This is a genomic window from Pseudomonas sp. 05T35 (assembly GCF_056396605.1).
In genome coordinates this window covers 1-17086 of sequence record NZ_JBFTLU010000032.1, presented here as the reverse complement: position 1 = coordinate 17086, position 17086 = coordinate 1, and the positions used below count along the sequence as shown (strand labels likewise).

Annotated in this window: 18 protein-coding genes; all 18 read right to left on the bottom strand. The window is 60.2% G+C overall.

Annotated features, from left to right (window positions below):
• Positions 1-522: flagellar type III secretion system pore protein FliP (locus AC1DH9_RS04490; protein WP_477807854.1), on the bottom strand; the 522-nt coding region annotated here is incomplete at its 3' end.
• Positions 522-953, bottom strand: coding sequence for a flagellar biosynthetic protein FliO (gene fliO / locus AC1DH9_RS04485; RefSeq protein WP_477807853.1), 432 nt, complete (start codon positions 951-953; stop codon positions 522-524). The genes fliO and AC1DH9_RS04490, both read right to left, overlap by 1 nt.
• The gene (gene fliN / locus AC1DH9_RS04480) at positions 954-1415 is read right to left on the bottom strand and encodes a flagellar motor switch protein FliN (RefSeq protein WP_427539050.1); all 462 of its coding nucleotides are present in this window, start codon (positions 1413-1415) and stop codon (positions 954-956) included.
• Between the two features lie 69 nt (positions 1416-1484).
• Positions 1485-2453: a flagellar motor switch protein FliM gene (gene fliM / locus AC1DH9_RS04475; protein ID WP_477807852.1), complete on the bottom strand. Its 969-nt coding sequence runs from the start codon at positions 2451-2453 to the stop codon at positions 1485-1487.
• 9 nt (positions 2454-2462) lie between these two features.
• Positions 2463-2963 carry a flagellar basal body-associated protein FliL gene (gene fliL / locus AC1DH9_RS04470; RefSeq protein WP_216741851.1) on the bottom strand — a complete coding sequence of 167 codons (501 nt, stop codon included), beginning with the start codon at positions 2961-2963 and terminating at the stop codon, positions 2463-2465.
• Between the two features lie 200 nt (positions 2964-3163).
• A complete protein-coding gene (locus AC1DH9_RS04465) occupies positions 3164-4576 on the bottom strand; it encodes a flagellar hook-length control protein FliK (RefSeq protein WP_427539054.1) in 1413 nt (470 codons plus the stop codon).
• A gap of 105 nt (positions 4577-4681) precedes the next feature.
• On the bottom strand, positions 4682-5026 hold the full coding sequence (locus tag AC1DH9_RS04460; RefSeq protein ID WP_427539057.1) for an Hpt domain-containing protein: 345 nt from the start codon (positions 5024-5026) through the stop codon (positions 4682-4684).
• Between the two features lie 30 nt (positions 5027-5056).
• Positions 5057-6763, bottom strand: coding sequence for a SpoIIE family protein phosphatase (locus AC1DH9_RS04455; RefSeq protein ID WP_477806137.1), 1707 nt, complete (start codon positions 6761-6763; stop codon positions 5057-5059).
• A 5-nt stretch (positions 6764-6768) separates the two neighbouring features.
• A complete protein-coding gene (locus tag AC1DH9_RS04450; RefSeq protein WP_427539063.1) occupies positions 6769-7077 on the bottom strand; it encodes an STAS domain-containing protein in 309 nt (102 codons plus the stop codon).
• Between the two features lie 77 nt (positions 7078-7154).
• Positions 7155-7604 (bottom strand): flagellar export protein FliJ, encoded by a 450-nt coding sequence (fliJ, locus tag AC1DH9_RS04445; protein WP_427539066.1) that lies wholly within the window; start codon positions 7602-7604, stop codon positions 7155-7157.
• 6 nt (positions 7605-7610) lie between these two features.
• Positions 7611-8969 (bottom strand): flagellar protein export ATPase FliI, encoded by a 1359-nt coding sequence (fliI, locus tag AC1DH9_RS04440; protein ID WP_477807851.1) that lies wholly within the window; start codon positions 8967-8969, stop codon positions 7611-7613.
• Positions 8959-9768, bottom strand: coding sequence for a flagellar assembly protein FliH (fliH, locus tag AC1DH9_RS04435; RefSeq protein ID WP_477807850.1), 810 nt, complete (start codon positions 9766-9768; stop codon positions 8959-8961). The genes fliI and fliH overlap by 11 nt, the downstream gene beginning before the upstream one ends.
• 4 nt (positions 9769-9772) lie before the next feature.
• Positions 9773-10792, bottom strand: a complete 1020-nt coding sequence (gene fliG / locus AC1DH9_RS04430) for a flagellar motor switch protein FliG (protein ID WP_019692390.1) — start codon at positions 10790-10792, stop codon at positions 9773-9775.
• On the bottom strand, positions 10785-12572 hold the full coding sequence (gene fliF / locus AC1DH9_RS04425; RefSeq protein ID WP_427539075.1) for a flagellar basal-body MS-ring/collar protein FliF: 1788 nt from the start codon (positions 12570-12572) through the stop codon (positions 10785-10787). The genes fliG and fliF overlap by 8 nt, the downstream gene beginning before the upstream one ends.
• Positions 12573-12587: 15 nt before the next feature.
• Positions 12588-12917 carry a flagellar hook-basal body complex protein FliE gene (fliE, locus tag AC1DH9_RS04420; protein ID WP_427529933.1) on the bottom strand — a complete coding sequence of 110 codons (330 nt, stop codon included), beginning with the start codon at positions 12915-12917 and terminating at the stop codon, positions 12588-12590.
• 167 nt (positions 12918-13084) lie between these two features.
• Complete coding sequence (locus tag AC1DH9_RS04415) at positions 13085-14485, bottom strand: sigma-54-dependent transcriptional regulator (RefSeq protein ID WP_477807849.1); 1401 nt, start codon at positions 14483-14485, stop codon at positions 13085-13087.
• Positions 14485-15684 (bottom strand): sensor histidine kinase, encoded by a 1200-nt coding sequence (locus AC1DH9_RS04410; protein WP_427539081.1) that lies wholly within the window; start codon positions 15682-15684, stop codon positions 14485-14487. Before AC1DH9_RS04410 ends, AC1DH9_RS04415 begins: the two co-directional genes overlap by 1 nt.
• Before the next feature lie 128 nt (positions 15685-15812).
• Positions 15813-17086, bottom strand: a 1274-nt coding sequence (locus AC1DH9_RS04405; protein ID WP_477807848.1) for a sigma-54 dependent transcriptional regulator, incomplete at its 5' end; no start/stop codon positions are given.

Here is a 17086-nt window from a genome sequence, read left to right as displayed (position 1 = left end):
CACCAGAATGGTCAGCGGCGCCTGATCCGGCGTCGCGATGTCGGTGCGTTTGGACAGGCGCATGAACAGCTCAAGGTCACTGCTACGGGTCTGCGCCAGCATGAAGTCCTTGATCGGTACTTGCGCCTTGGCGACTGCATCCTGAGCCGTCAGCTTCTCGGCCAGATACGGCTGCAAGGCATCCTGATTCACCCGATCAAAGACCGGCGCCATGATGAACATGGTCAGAAACAGCGCCATGCCGGTGAGGATCTGGTTCGATGGTGTCTGCTGCAAACCCAGGGCCTGACGCAGGATCGAGAACACGATGATGATCCGGGTGAAACTGGTCATCAGCATGACGAACGCCGGGATGAAGCTCAGCGCGGTCATGATCAGCAGGATTTGCAGGCTGACCGAGTACTCCTGAGCGCCATTGGCGTTCGTGCCCAGGGTGATCGCCGGGATCGACAGCGGGTCGGCAGCGAACGCCAACGGCGCGGCCAGCATCAGGACCAGTGCCAACAGGATGCGCAACGGCATTACTTCTTATCCTTATCTTTACCCAGCAACTCCATCAGGCGCTGGGCAAACTCGGGGGTCGCCTGCTCGGTGCTCGGCACTTGCACCGGCTCCTTGAGCACATGCAACGGGGTAATGGTGCCCGGGGTCAGCCCAAGCAGAATCTGTTCGTTACCAACTTGCACCAGCACCAGGCGATCAYGCGGCCCGAGGGCGCGCGAGCCGATCAGCTCGATCACCTGCCCTTTGCCGGCAGGACCCGCCTGCTGAACACGGCGCAACAACCAGGCTAGGAAGAAGATCAGGCCCAGCACCAGCAGCAACCCCAGCACCAGTTGAGTCAACTGCCCGGCCACGCCGCTGCCGACCGCTGGTGTCGCGACCGCCGCTACCGGTTCCGCCGCCCACGCACTGAGCGGCAAGGCCAGCAATACGCCGAGAAACGCCTTCACTCAGCGCAGCTTCTTGATGCGTTCGCTTGGGCTGATCACGTCGGTCAGGCGGATGCCGAACTTCTCGTTGACCACCACCACTTCGCCGTGAGCGATGAGCGTGCCATTGACCAGCACGTCCAGCGGTTCGCCGGCCAGACGGTCAAGTTCGATCACCGAGCCCTGGTTGAGCTGCAGCAGGTTACGAATGTTGATATCGGTGCTGCCGACTTCCATGGAAATCGACACCGGGATGTCCAGAATCACGTCCAGGTTAGGACCGTCGAGGGTCACTGGCTCGTGGTTCTTCGGCACGCTGCCGAACTCTTCCATGGCCAGACGATTGGAGGACGACGAACTCGCCGCATCGGCGGCCAGCAAGGCGTCAATATCATCCTGTCCGGCATCACCTGTTTCTTCGAGCGCCGCAGCCCATTCATCGGCCAGCGCCTGGTCGTCCTGGGTATTCATTTCGTCAGCCATCATTTGTCCTCAGCGGGCAACCAATCAATTGGAAACCGTCAATTAAAAGCGAATGTGTGCGAACGCAGATCAGCGTCGCTCGATCGGCTCGATCACTTGCAACGCCAGGTTGCCCTTGTGGGAGCCCATCTTGACCTTGAAGGCCGGCACGCCGTTGGCGCGCATGATCATCTCTTCCGGCATCTCGACCGGGATCACATCCCCTGGCTGCATGTGCAGGATGTCCCGCAAACGCAACTGACGACGGGCAACCGTGGCACCGATCGGCACGTCGACGTCGAGCACGTCCTGACGCAGGGCGTTGACCCAACGTTCGTCCTGATCGTCGAGGTCCGACTGGAAGCCGGCATCGAGCATTTCGCGGACCGGCTCGATCATCGAGTACGGCATGGTCACGTGCAGATCACCACCGCCGCCGTCGAGTTCGATGTGGAAGGTCGAGACCACCACCGCTTCGCTCGGCCCGACGATGTTGGCCATGGCCGGGTTCACTTCCGAGTTGATGTACTCGAAATTGACTTCCATGATCGCTTGCCAGGCTTCTTTCAAATCAACGAAGGCCTGCTCCAGCACCATGCGCACGACGCGCAATTCGGTCGGGGTGAATTCACGGCCTTCGATCTTGGCGTGACGACCGTCACCGCCGAAGAAGTTGTCCACCAGCTTGAACACCAGTTTGGCGTCGAGGATGAACAATGCGGTACCGCGCAACGGCTTGATCTTGACCAGGTTGAGACTGGTCGGTACGTACAGCGAATGCACGTATTCGCCGAACTTCATCACCTGCACACCACCCACAGCGACATCCGCCGAACGCCGCAACATGTTGAACATGCTGATGCGCRTGTAACGGGCAAACCGCTCGTTGATCATTTCCAGGGTCGGCATGCGTCCACGGACGATGCGATCCTGACTGGTCAGGTCATAGCTTTTGACACTRCCCGGTTCAGCAGCGTTGTCGGTCTGTACCAGACCATCGTCGACGCCATGCAACAGCGCATCGATCTCATCCTGGGACAGCAGGTCCTGCACGGCCATGTCGTGTTCCTACTGCAGTACGAAATTGGTAAACAGCAACTGGTCGATAACGACTTTGCCGACTTCTTTCTGCGCGACTTCCTGCACACTGGCAGTGGCTTTCTGGCGCAGCATTTCCTGACCGACCGGAGTCGCCAGGGTGTCGAAACTCTGTCCGGAGAACAGCATGACCAGGTTGTTGCGAATCACCGGCATATGCACTTTCAGCGCATCCAGATCGGCCTGGTTACGCGCCTGCAGGGTAATGCTCACCTGCATGTAGCGCTGACGGCCATTCTGGTTGTAGTTGGCCACGAAGGCCGGAGCCATGGGTTCATAAATCGCCGCAGGCTTGGCATTACTGGCGGTTTCGGCTGCAGGCGCAGGCTTGCTCTGAGCGCTGTGCATGAAGTACCAGGTCGCCCCCACGGACAGACCGATCGCCAGCAGCACGGCCAGCACAATCACGAGAATAAGCTTGAGTTTGCCTTTCCCGGCAGGGTCTTTCACTGCTGCTTCGCTCTTCGCCATGCCAATAATCCGTCACTATTCGAGTTTTCACAGGTGCACGGCAAGGCAAGAGCAAGTGTTATGCCAGAAGTGTCAGGAGGGAAAATGGTGTAGCGGTCGGCTAATGCCGATATCAAAAGATCGCAGCCTTCGGCAGCTCCTACAAAGGCGGGGCGTAGGAGCTGCCGAAGGCTGCGATCTGTTCGGGTTGCTGCAACTCGTCAGGCGTAGTAATCGACTGCGCTGGAGCCAATGACGCTGGTCGTGCTGGCGGCAGCTTCAGCCACGCTTGCCGCCAACTCTTCATCCGCCGAGCCCAGACGACCACCGATGGCAGTCGTGCCGGCGCCCTGGCCTTGCTGGGCCTGCTGCTGCCCTTGCCCTTGCCAGCCGCGGGACTGGTCGGACACGTTGACATCGACCTGCCCCATGCCTTGCTGGGCAAACATGTCGCGCAGACGATGCATCTGGCTATCCAGCGCCTCACGCACGCCAACGTGAGCACTCATGAAGGTCACTTGAGTCTGCTGGTCGGGAACCATGTTCACCCGAATATCCAGGCGACCCAATTCCGCTGGCTGAAGCTGAATATCMGCCGCCTTGAGGTTGGCACTSGACARRTACATGACCCGRTTGACCACYTCYTCGGTCCAGCCGCTCTGATGCATGGCGATCGGTTGRTTCACCGGCAAYGCATTCGCGGTCTTTGGCGTGGCGGCCTGGGTCAACGCTGCCAGGCGATTGGCAAAATCGTCAACGCGCGTGTCACTGGTCGCCGATTTCAAATCCTTGAGCCCGTCGTCAATCAAACCGCTGAAGGACTTTTCGCCGCCCTGGCTGGTGCTGTCCTTGCTGGCTTGCACGTCAAGCATGCTCGCCATGCCATTGGCAAAGTTCTGCGCTGCAGTGGGCTCGCCATCGGCCTGATCCGGTGTCGCTTTGGTCGGGGACTGGCTGGAGGCCGACACGTGACCACTTTGCTCCAGTGCCAGGCGCACGGCCGGCATCGCGTCCAAAGGATCGGATGCAGGATCGAACGAAGGATCAGTCGCAGCCACAGGCTGAGCCGGTGCAGGCGTCACCGTCGCCGCAAGAGCCGGATCGACCTGAGGCTGGGTCTGAACCTGAGCGACCACTGGCGGTGCTTGCGGATCAGGTACCGGCACTGGCACCGGCGTCGGCTGCACCGCCTGCGCCAATGCCGGATCGAGAGTGGGGTCGAGCGGAGTGCTATCAGCTACCGGGGCATCCTTGGCTGCTGCCGAATCGCTCGCGCCACTTACGTCGCTTGTGGCCTTGTCGCTTGCGGCCTTGTCGCTGGTATCCGCCGGTTTGTCGGCAGGCAAAGATTTGCCGCTATCGGCAACGCTCGCCTGCGGGGCGGCAGACTTGTTGTCAGGCGCCACTTTTTTGCCGGTGCTGTCCGCCACTTTGTCACGCACGTTTTTACCGGCCCCGTCAGTACTGGACGCCGGGGTAGCTTGCGCCTGCCTGGCATAGACCTGAGAAAAGCTTGCAGCCTTGTCCCGGGGCTCTGCAGGCGCTGCCGGCGCAGTGACAGGCACGCTGGCAGACGCAACCTTGGTCTTGGCCTGCGAGGCGGCCTGAAGAAGCGAATTCGGGGCGAGGGGCATAACGGTCTCCGCTGCACTGGGATCGTAGGTACAGTTGAGAAACAAAGCTGCAAGGGTCGAGCCAGGTTTGCTCAGGCGCTGGAAAAACCTGCAACGATGGTGCTTTCAACAATGAAAACGCTGGCGCTCTTCACGGTACAAGCGTCGGACAATGGCAAATTCGCCGTCGATTTCTCCGACCAGCTCTTCAATTCCCGCAAGGCTTTTTTGTTTGGCTCGCTGCTCCAGCTCATTGCACAGTTCAGCCAGGCGCGTAGCCCCCATGTTGCTGCTGCTGCCCTTGAAGCTGTGGGCGGCACTGAGCAACTGGTCGGGGTCCTGAGTTTCGCGAAGTTGGGTCAAACGTGTTTCGGAGTCCTGAAGGAAAGTATCCAGAAGTATCGGGTACTCATCCTCCATGACTTCTTGCAGCGCACTCAGTACGTCGTGATCCAGATGAATGTCAGTCACTTGCTCGCTCCTTGATCAAGAATGCACGGATTATGCCTGAGCCTCCCAGGAAAACTCCACGCGGGCACGCCGGCCATTGTCCGACCAACTGGCGTTATGGCTCAACTGACGAATCAGACTCACACCACGACCCGACAAACGGCCATCGTCGACCGGTCGAGCCATGACCCGCTGCACGTCGAACCCTGCGCCACTGTCTTCGACTTCCACCACCAGACAGCCTCCCGCACCTTGCGGCGACAACTGCATATGCAGCCGCAGGTAGCCATCCTCAAGCGCCTCCAGACGCGCATTGCGCTGCTCGTAATACCGCGCAAACCCGGAGGCATCGCGCTTGATACTCGAATCCAGGCCCAGTACACCATGCTCCAGCGCATTGGAATAGAGCTCGGCCAGCACACTGTAAAGCGCCCCGCTTTGCGCCCGCAACCCATGCACCTCAAGCAACAATTGCATCAGATAAGGCAAGGGGTTGAAGCGCCTGAGCGAGTCAGCACGAAATTCAAAACTCACCGACCAATCCAGCGGGCAAGACACACTGCTGTCGGAATACACCATGGCCGGCGGCGTGAGTTGCGAGGCCTCGAGCAGGCGAACCTCGAGCATGCTGACATCGTCACGCGCCTCACCACGGAAATCCCGCAGCGCCTGCTCGATCTCCTCGAACAGTCGGTCTGGCTGGCGATTGTCGGCAAACACCTGCTGCAACCGCTCGACACCAAACAACTGGTCGTCGGCATCACAGGTATCGATCACGCCGTCCGACAACAGGAACACCCGGTCGCCGAGGGCCATCGGGAACACCTCGGTGCGATCATCAAAGGCTTGCGCACTCAACACGCCCAGTGGCAGATGCCGCGCCGGCAATACGGTGCGTTTGTCGTTGGCGATATCATGCAGATAACCATCCGGCATACCGCCGTTCCAGACCTCTACTGAACGACGCTGAAAACTCAGGCACAACAGGGTCGCGCAACAGAACATATCCACCGGCAGGATACGCTTGAGCTTGGCGTTCATCTCGCACAGCATTTCCGACAGACCGTACCCCTTGGCAGTCATGCCGTAGAACACTTCCGCCAGCGGCATGGCGCCGACCGCTGCCGGCAGGCCATGACCGGTGAAATCCCCCAACAGCACATGCATGTCACCGGCAGGCGTAAATGCCGCCAGCAACAGATCGCCGTTGAACAGTGCATAAGGGGATTGTGAATAACGGATATTGGGAGCGCTCAGGCAACTGGAGTGAGCGACCTTGTCGAATACCGCCTTGGCCACCCGCTGCTCATTGAGCAGGTACTCATGGTGCCTGGCGATCAGATCGCGCTGCTCCAGGACCGTCGCCTGCAAGCGCCGCAAACGATCCATCGCCTTGATCTTGGCGCTGAGGATCACCTGGTTATAGGGTTTTGCCAGAAAGTCGTCGCCACCCGCCTCCAGGCAACGCGCCAAGGCTTCGCTTTCCGTCAGCGAGGTCAGGAAGATGATCGGCACCAGCGTTTCGCCAGCCAGCAGCTTGATTTGTCGCGCCGCTTCGAAACCATCCATCACCGGCATCATCGCGTCCATCAATACCAGTTGCGGACGCTGCTGCTGGTACAGCTCAACCGCCTCGGCGCCGTTGGCCGCAGCCAACACCTCATGCCCCTGACGACGAACAATACTCGACAGCAGCAAGCGATCGGCCGCACTGTCTTCTGCGATCAGCACGGTCAGCGGTTCGGGCAGCGTCGACATGACGATCAAGTGATGTCGAACAGCTTGTCGAAATTGGAGATGGCGAGGATTTTCTTCACATCGGAACTGCTGTTGACCACGCGAATATCGGAGTTGTCTCCGCCAGCATGATCACGCAACAGCAGCAACATACCCAACGCCGAGCTGTCGAGGTAAGTCGCCTCTTTCAAGTCGACCACCACCGAGTTTGGCATCTGCCCGTCGGGACGCTCGTAGGACTCGCGAAATTCCTGATGCTTGGCGAAATCGAACCGCCCCTTGACCGAAATCGTGAGTTTTTGCCCATCCGGAGATACTTCTGTAACGACTGACATGCTGCGGCTTCCCTGTCATTGGCAACGTGTAGAAGGTTTAGCACTTGCAGGGAGCATGAGCAAGGTCAAAAGATCGCTCAATACGGGTCGTGGCGCGGCAAACGCTGGGAAAGCTCATCAAGCAGTTTTTGCTCGCGCCGGTCTTCGAGTTGGCGAGCCTCATCAATGTAGCGCTGCACGAGCTTGCGCAGCCCTTCAACCCGGGCAAACGCCTGCTGCCAGGTCTCACGCGCCTTGTTCAGGTTGTTCTGGTGCCAGGCCAGGCTTTGGCGCTGCTGATCGATCGCCGTGCCGAGTTGCGCGAGAAAGCCCTGATACCCCAGCAACCATTGCCCCGAGACGCCACTGCTGCCGCGTACGATCCATTGTTCCTGGTACTCGAGGCGGAAGTTTTCGAGGTCGGCGAGCTTGCTTTCGGCCAATCGCACCTGGCCCTGGAAGTGTCCCAGGCGCTGGGCAGCGGTCTTTTCGGCCTTTTCAGCCATATCGACCACGGGCGCCAGGCGCGCCGACCGGCTCTGGGCCATGAGGTGTTAGCCGCCAGCCGCCGGGGCGAAGATCGAGCCAAGGTATGCCTCGCTCTCGCCCAGGTTGATGCTGTCGTTCAGGCCCTGACGCAGGTACTTGGCCAATTGCGGCTGCAACGAGATCGCCAGATCGGTTTCCCGATCGCCGCCCGCCACATAGGCGCCGACACTGATCAGGTCGCGACTTTGCTGATAACGCGACCACAACTGCTTGAAGTACTGCGCACGGGTCATGTGGTCCGGGCTGACCACCGACGGCATGACCCGACTGATGGACGCTTCGATGTCGATCGCCGGGTAATGCCCCTCTTCCGCCAGGCGTCGCGACAGGACGATGTGCCCGTCGAGCACGCCCCGTGCGGCATCGGCGATCGGGTCCTGCTGGTCGTCGCCCTCGGACAACACCGTATAAAACGCAGTAATCGAACCGCCGCCCGCCTCGGCATTACCGGCACGCTCCACCAGTTTCGGCAGTTTGGCGAATACCGATGGCGGATAACCCTTGGTCGCCGGCGGCTCACCGATGGCCAGGGCGATTTCCCGTTGCGCCTGAGCAAAACGGGTCAGTGAATCCATCAGCAACAGGACGTTCTTGCCCTTGTCGCGGAAATACTCGGCGATTCGCGTGCAATACATCGCAGCGCGTAGACGCATCAGCGGCGCATCGTCCGCAGGCGACGCCACCACCACGGAACGCTTGAGCCCCTCTTCACCGAGGATGTGCTCGATGAATTCCTTGACCTCGCGCCCCCGCTCGCCGATCAGCCCGACCACGATKATGTCGGCCTCGGTGAAGCGGGTCATCATGCCCAGCAGCACACTCTTGCCGACGCCGGTGCCGGCGAAGAGACCGAGGCGCTGACCGCGACCGACTGTCAATAATCCGTTGATGGAGCGAATACCCACGTCCAGCGGCTGGCTGATGGGGTCGCGCTTGAGCGGGTTGATGGTGGGACCATCCATCGGCACCCAGTCTTCGGCTTTCATTCCGCCCTTGCCGTCCAGCGCACGGCCGGCGCCATCCAGTACCCGCCCGAGCATGCTCATGCCCATCGGCAAGCGCCCGGCATCGGCCAAGGGCACCACCCTGGCGCMCGGGGCGATGCCGGCGACACTGCCGACCGGCATCAGAAACACCTTGTTGCCAGAGAAACCCATGACTTCGGCTTCGACCTGTACCGGGTGATAACTGTCGTCGTTGATTACCATGCAACGGCTGCCCATGGCGGCGCGCAGGCCCTCGGCTTCGAGCGTCAGGCCGACCATGCGCAGCAAGCGCCCTTCGAGGATCGGTTGGCCGGGCAACTCGGTGGCCTGTGCATAAGTGCTCAGGCGCTTGCCGAAGCTGGTGCGATCAAGGCGCATCAGCGATTTCCGGCTCTGGCTCAAGTGCTGCGGCAGATGGCTTTTCGCTGACGGGTAGTTCCAGCGTCAAATCCGCCTCGGCCGGATGCAGAGCCTGATCGTGCAATTGATCGAACAGCTTGGCCATGATCTGCGTGATACGGGTTTCTACGGTCGCGTCGATGCGGCTGTGCTCGGTCTCGACCCGGCATCCGCCCGGCAACATGGCTTCGTCTTCAACGATGCGCCAGGTCTCCTCATGGCGTTCACGCAATGCCTTGACCTGCTCGAAGTCCTGCGGGTTGATGTACAGACGCACATTCCCCACACCTAGCGGCAGCAATTTCAGGGCTTCGCGCATGACGTGTTCGATTTGCGTCGAGTCGATGGCCAGTTCGCGCTGAATCACCTGTTTGGCAATGTGCCGGACCAGCCCGACCAGGGACTTCTCGATCTGCGTATCCTGCTCGGCAATCGGCTCGAACAGATTGCCCATCAGCAATTCAAGGCTGGCGAGCTTCGCGCTCAGGGCCACGTCAGCTTCCTGACGAACCTTGAGCGTGGTGCTGTGAAAACCTTCTCGCTCACCGGTGGCGAAGCCTTCGTTGTAGGCTTCCTGACGAATGCTTTCGAGCTCTTCGAGGGTCAGTGGCTGGACTTCCTCCAGCGGCACTTCTTCCATCTCCRGCGGCTCGGGCTCGGGCTCGGGTTCAGGCTCCGGAACGTGCGGGTCGAAGCTGGGCAACGACCAGGTATCAAAACCGCGGACATCACGCGCACGGATCAGATCGGTGGGCGACTCATCACTCTTGGATGCCATGGCGTTAAATCATTTCCTCGCCGCCCTTGCCGCCGAGAACGATTTCTCCGGCTTCGGCCATACGGCGGGCAATGGTGAGGATTTCTTTCTGTGCGGTTTCCACATCGCTGACGCGGACCGGGCCCTTGGCCTCGAGGTCGTCGCGGAGCAATTCGGCCGCCCGCTTGGACATGTTCTTGAAGATCTTTTCCTTGACGCCTTCGTCCGAGCCCTTGAGGGCCAGCACCAGCACGTCCGAGGAGACTTCGCGCAGCAATGCCTGAATCCCGCGGTCGTCGACGTCGGACAGGTTGTTGAACACGAACATGAGGTCTTCGATCTGACCGGACAGGTCTTCGTCGACTTCGCGGATCGAGTCCATCAGCTGACCTTCGATCGAGCTGTCGAGGAAGTTCATGATGTCGGCTGCACGCTTGATACCACCCAGGGTGGTGCGCGCGGCGTTGGAGTTGCCGGAGAATTGCTTCTCGAGAATCTGGTTGAGCTCTTTCAGCGCGGCAGGCTGTACGGTGTTCAGCGAAGACACGCGCAAAATAATATCGAGGCGTACTTTATGGTCGAAGTTACCGAGCACTTCGCCGGCCTGATCCGGGTCGAGATACGCCACGACGATAGCCTGGATCTGCGGGTGCTCGTAACGGATCACGTCCGCCACGGCACGCGGCTCCATCCACTTCAGGCTGTCCAGACCGCTGGTATTGCCACCCAGCAGAATTCGGTCGATCAGGCCGTTGGCCTTGTCTTCGCCCAGCGCCTGGGTGAGCATCTTGCGCACATAGTCATCGGAGCCGACGCCGAGGCTGGTCTGATCGCCGACGATGTCGACGAACTCGCTCATCACCTGCTCGACCTGCTCGCGGTGCACGTTGCCCATTTGCGCCATGGCCACACCCACACGCTGGACCTCTTTGGGCCCCATGTGGCGCAGCACTTGCGCAGCATCGGTTGAACCCAGGGACAGCAGCAGAATCGCGGCTTTGTCGACCCGGCTGAGTTTGGCGATAGCGGCTCGGTTATCACTCATCTGCGTTAATCCACTCTTTCACGACCTGAGCCACACGACCCGGATCTTCGGCCACCAGGCTCTTGATTGCGTTCAACTGTGCGTCATAGCCTTCGCTCGGGCTAGGCAGCAGAATACTTTGCGGGCCACCGAGGCTGACGCGGTCGTTGGCCAGTTCGCCGTCCAGGCCGCCCATGCCACCGAGCTCCATATCGCTGCCCAGACCCGCCAACTGCTTGCCTTTACCGCCGCCGGTGATGTTGTTGAGCACCGGACGCAGCACGCCGAATACCAGCACCAGGATGAACAACACGCCGAGAACCTGTTTCACCACATCCCAGAACCAGGGCTGCGAGTAGAACGGAATGTCAGCGATGACTTCGCCACGCTCGGCCGAGAACGGCACGTTGATCACGCTGACGCTGTCGCCACGGCTGGCATCAAAACCGACGGCGTCCTGCACCAGACGCGTGAAGCGCGCCAATTCATCGGCGCTCCACGGCGCACGGGTGGTTTCACCGTTGGCCGCATTGACCTTGACCTGATCATCCACAACGACCGCAACCGACAGACGATTCAATCGGCCCTGCTGTTGCTTGGTGTGGCTGATGGAACGGTCGAGCTCGAAGTTCTTGGTGGATTGTTGACGCTTGTCTGCCGGGTACGGTGCCAGCATCGGCTGACCGGTTGCCGGGTCCATGATTTGCTGGCCGTTGGCATCCAGCAGCGGCTGACCTGGCTGGACCATGCCCGCGGAAGCGCTCGAGCCACCGGTAGTTTGTGGCGCCGAAGCCGGCGATGGCGGCTGGTTGCTCAGTGCACCGGGAACGCCTTGCGGACCGTTGCTGGCGGTGCGCTGTTCGGAAGTCGATTGCTCGCTGCGCAGGGCTGGCTGATCCGGGTTGAACTGCTCCGAAGTCGACTCGACTGCACTGAAATCCACGTCGGCGGAGACTTCAGCCTTGTAGCGGTCGTTACCCAGCACTGGCTGCAGAATATTGTGCACACGCTGAGTGAGCATGCTTTCCATGCGGCGGCTGTAATCGAATTGCTTGCCGGCCATGGTCAGTTCAGAGTTTTCCGCCTGATCGGAGAGCAAGGTGCCCTTCTGGTCGACGACGGTGATCTGCGACTTGCTCAACTCGGGAACACTGGTCGCGACCAGGTTGATGATGGCCATGACCTGACCCGGTTCCAGCGAGCGACCGGAATACAGCTCGACCAGCACCGATGCGCTTGGCTTGCGTTCATCACGCACGAATACCGAGCTTTTCGGAATCGCCAGGTGCACACGGGCACCCTTGACGTTGTTCAGGCTGGAAATGGTCCGTGCCAGTTCACCCTCAAGGCCACGACGATAACGGGTCGCCTCCATGAACTGACTGGTCCCAAGGCCCTGGTCCTTGTCGAGGATTTCAAAACCGATATTGCCGTCGCTGGGAGTGACACCAGCAGCGGCAAGCTTGAGCCGCGCACGCGACACATCATCGGCCTTGACCAGCAAGGCACCGGAGTTGGGTTCAATCGTGTAGGAAATGTCAGCGGCGGCCAGGGTTGCCATGACCTGCTTGGCGTCCATACCGGCAAGGCTGCCATACAGCGGTCGATAGTCGGGTTGCTGCGACCACAGCACCACGGCAAAACCAATCGCCACGCTCGCAGCCAGGCCAACCAACAGGCCCACCTGACGCAGCATGGTCATCTCGGAGAGGTTTTCCAGGAAGGACAGACCAAACAACGGCGGTTTGCCGTCTGCTGGCGTGACCTTGGCCGGAACGTTATCGGCGACTGCTTCTGCCATGACTCAATCTCGTCCTTAAACCGGCATCTGCATGATGTCTTGGTATGCCTGAACCAGCTTGTTACGCACTTGGGTCAACGCCTGGAAAGACACGCTGGCCTTCTGCGAGGAAATCATTACATCTGTCAGGTCGACGCCGCTTTTGCCAATTTCGAAAGCATTGGCCAGCTGGTTCGAAGCCTGCTGAGTGTCGTTGACCTTGTTGACGGCCTTGCCGAGCAGGTCGGAAAAGCTGCTACCGCCCATTTCCGGCACCGCGACTGCCGCTTTCGGCTGAGCCATGGCGTCCATTTGCATGGACCGCATGTCCAACATCAACCGATTAAATTCAATACCTTGGCTCATGGTCTACTCTCTCTGACGACCCGCAATTTTTTGACACTCACTCGGCGGATAGAGTGGTGTTAGCAACAAGGGTGCCAGCTCCATGGCGACACTTCATAAAAGTCCGACACGGATCACCGTATCTGTAGCAGCTGCCGAGCCCGCGAGRCAGTTGCTACAGATACGGTTCAGGTCGCGAACAAATAACCTTCGACATCCATTCCCGCATCGCGCATTTGCGCCAGCTTGTAGCGCAAGGTCCGCGGGCTGATACCCAGGCGCTCGGCCGCTTCCTTGCGCCGCCCGCGCTCGGAACGCAACGTATCGATGATCATCTGAAACTCGCGACGCCGCAGGTCATCGCCCAGTGCGCCCACTGAATCGCCTTGCGGCGCCTCGACCTCAAGCACTCGTGACGACATCGGAACCGGCGCCAATGTCGGCAGTGGCGCACAAGCGACCGGCCCCGCAAGGCAAAAGTCCTGCGGCTGAATCAAACCACCCTGTTGTAAAATCAGCGCCCGTTGAATGGCGTTATCCAGCTCGCGCACGTTGCCCGGCCACGGATAACCGATCAGGCAAGCCTGAGCTTCCGGCGACAGCCTGGCAGCGGCATGCTTCATTTTATTGACGTGCTTGGCCAGCAGACGCTCGGCCAGCGGCAAGATATCGGCGGTGCGTTCACGCAACGGACGCCAGGCCAGCGGAAACACCGACAGGCGATAGTAAAGGTCTTCACGAAAGCGCCCTGCCGCCACTTCGCCCGCCAGATCGCGGTTAGTGGTCGCAACCACCCGGATATCCAGCGCGATAGGCTTGCGTGCGCCCACGCGCTCGACTTCACGCTCCTGCAACACGCGCAGCAGCTTGGCCTGAAGCCCCAGGGGCATTTCGGAAATTTCGTCGAGCAGAATGGTCCCGCCATCGGCCTGCTCGAACTTGCCGGCTTGGGCCGCAATAGCGCCGGTGAACGAGCCTTTCTCATGACCAAACAAGGTCGCCTCGAGCATGTTGTCCGGGATCGCCGCACAATTGATCGCAATGAACGGCTGACTGGCGCGATGCGAGTGCTGGTGAATGTAACGCGCCAGCACCTCCTTGCCGGTACCCGACTCACCCGAGATCAACACCGTCGAATCACTGCGCGCCACACGCGCTGMCAACTCAAGCAGCTGCGCACTCGCCGGCTCGAACGCCACCGGACCTTCGCCCTCTGCGGCACCGAGACAACCCAGGGCATGGCGCGCCACCAGATCCAGCAACGCCTTGGGCTCGAAGGGCTTGACCAGATAGTCCGCCGCCCCCTGACGCATCGCATCGACGGCGCGCTCGACCGCACCATGCGCGGTCATCAGCAAGACCGGCAACTGCGGCTGACGAATTCGCAACAAACCCAACAACTGATGACCATCCATGCCCGGCATGTTGACGTCACTGACCACCAGATTGAATGACTCGCTCGCCACCGCTTCCAGGGCGTCTTCAGCCGAGCCCACAGCGGTGTAGTGGTGACCGGCCAGCAGCAGCGTATCCGTCAACGCTTCGCGCAGCGAGCGGTCATCTTCAACCAGTAAAACCTTGATTGCCATCAGCCTCTTTCCACTCCTTGAGCGCTGGAAAACAACGGCAAGACCACCACCGCACACGTACCACGGCCCGGCCGCGAGCGCATCTGCAATTCTCCCTGATGAGCACGGGCCACCGCCTTGACCACGGTCAGGCCAAGGCCGGTACCGGTAGTTTTGGTGGTGAAAAACGGCTCACCCAGGCGCGCCAGCACGGCAGGGTCGATACCGCCGCCGTTATCGCTGACACACAGCCGAAGGGTGTTTTCACGAGTGTATAGATGAACTTTAAGACGGACGTCGCCCGCACTGGCCTGAATCGCATTTTCAATCAGGTTCAGCAGCGCGCCGACCAGCGTGTCGCGATTACACAGCAACTCCCCGGCATGACTGTCGCACTGCCAGCGCACCGGATAATCCTGAACATGCGTCGATGCCGCCGCTTGCAGCGATTGCAGGAGCGCCCCGGGCGTCACTCGATCAGTCAACGGCAGCTCGCCGCGAGCGAACACCAGCATGTCCCGCACCTGATGTTCGAGTTCATGCAGGCGCTCTTTCAAACGCCCGGCAAACCGTTGCTGGGTAGCGACCGGCAACTCTTGCTCAGTCAAATGGCTGGCGTACAGCAATGCCGCGGACAGCGGCGTGCGAATCTGATGCGCCAGGGAGGCGACCATCCKCCCGAGGGACGACAAGCGCTCATGGCGAGCCAATTGGTCCTGCAAGTGCCGGGTTTCGGTCAGGTCGTTGAGCAGCACCAACTGGCCCGGCTCGGCATCCAGCGAGCGCGTGGCAATCGACAGGCGTCGACCATCCTTCAGGGAAATTTCATGACCGTCGTCTTCGCGTGGTGCAAAGCAGCGGGCAATCACATGACGCCACAACTCGCCTTCGAGCGGCAGACCCAGCAGCTCGCAGGCCGCCGGATTGGCTTCGCGCACCATGCCCTGGGCGTCAATGACGATGACGCCACCGGGCAACAAGTCGAGAAGGTTTTGCAGCCGGTTGGCCAGGCGTTCTTTTTCGGCCAGCTCTTGCATGCGCTGAGCACTGACCACTGCCAGTTCACCCTTGAGCTCGGTGACCCGAGCTTCAAGCATGCTGTAGGAATCGGTCAGTTGGCTCGACATCTGACTGAACAGCGCGAACGCCTGCTCAAGGCCAAGCCGACTTGCCTGCTCTACAGGGGACGATTGCCCCGAGGTTTCGGAGACAGGAGACATTTGGGCGGCGTGGGGCATCGTGCTCTCTCGCTTGGCTGACCGTCAGTTAAACGGAACGTTGCGAGGGACGTAGCAATACCCGTGCCTAAAAAAAACCGCCCATTATTCAGTGAGTTGAAAAACAGGCGTCAATCATCCGCCTGCTCATCACCTTCGCGACGGCTCATGCCGTACTTGCGCATCTTCTCGACCAGAGTGGTACGGCGAATGCGCAGGCGTTCGGCAGCACGCGCCACGATGCCATTGGCATCATCCAGCGCCTGCTGAATCAGGCCCTGCTCCAGACCACCGAGGTAGTCCTTGAGGTCCAGACCTTCTGGCGGCAGCATGGCGTTAGCGCTGAAGTCCGGGGTATGGCCATTGATGGCTACCCGCTCTTCAAGATCACTGCGCAAGCTATCGACCAATTGTTCGTCTTCGTCATCGACATAACGGAATTTCTTCGGCAATTCGACCACACCGATCACGCCGTACGGGTGCATGATCGCCATGCGCTCGACCAGGTTGGCCAGCTCACGGACGTTGCCCGGCCAGCCATGACGGCACAGCGACATGATCGCTGCCGAGTTGAAGCGAATGGAACCGCGCTTCTCGTGCTCCATGCGCGAGATCAACTCGTTCATCAGCAACGGAATATCTTCGACACGCTCACGCAGCGGCGCCATCTCGATCGGGAAAACATTGAGGCGGTAGTACAGGTCCTCACGGAAGCTGCCAACCTCGATCATGCTTTCGAGATTTTTGTGGGTCGCGGCAATGATCCGCACATCGACGCTCTGGGTCTTGTTGCTCCCCACGCGCTCAAAGGTGCGCTCCTGCAATACCCGCAGCAGCTTGACCTGCATCGGCAATGGCATGTCGCCGATCTCATCGAGAAACAGCGTACCGCCGTTGGCCAGCTCAAAGCGCCCGGCGCGGCTGGTGATGGCCCCGGTAAAGGCGCCTTTCTCATGGCCGAACAGTTCGCTTTCCAGCAGCTCGGCCGGAATCGCACCACAGTTGACCGGAACGAACGGCGCGTCACGCCGCTTGGAGTGATAGTGCAGGTTGCGCGCGACCACTTCCTTGCCCGTACCGGACTCACCGAGGATCAGCACGCTGGCATCGGTGTCGGCCACTTGCTGCATCATCTGGCGGACGTGTTGAATCGCCCGGCTGGTGCCGACAAGGCTACGAAACAGATTGGGCTCACGGTGACGACCACGCTCACGGGCCTGGTCGTACATCTCGCGATAAACCTGGGCGCGGTGCAGGGAGTCGAGCAACTTGCTGTAGCTGGGCGGCATTTCCAGTGTGGAAAGTACCCGGCGACGCTGGTCTTCCGGCAGGTCAATGGAAGAATTATCGCCCATTAACAAAACCGGAAGGAACTCATCCCAGGTAGCGAGTGTCTTTAACAAGC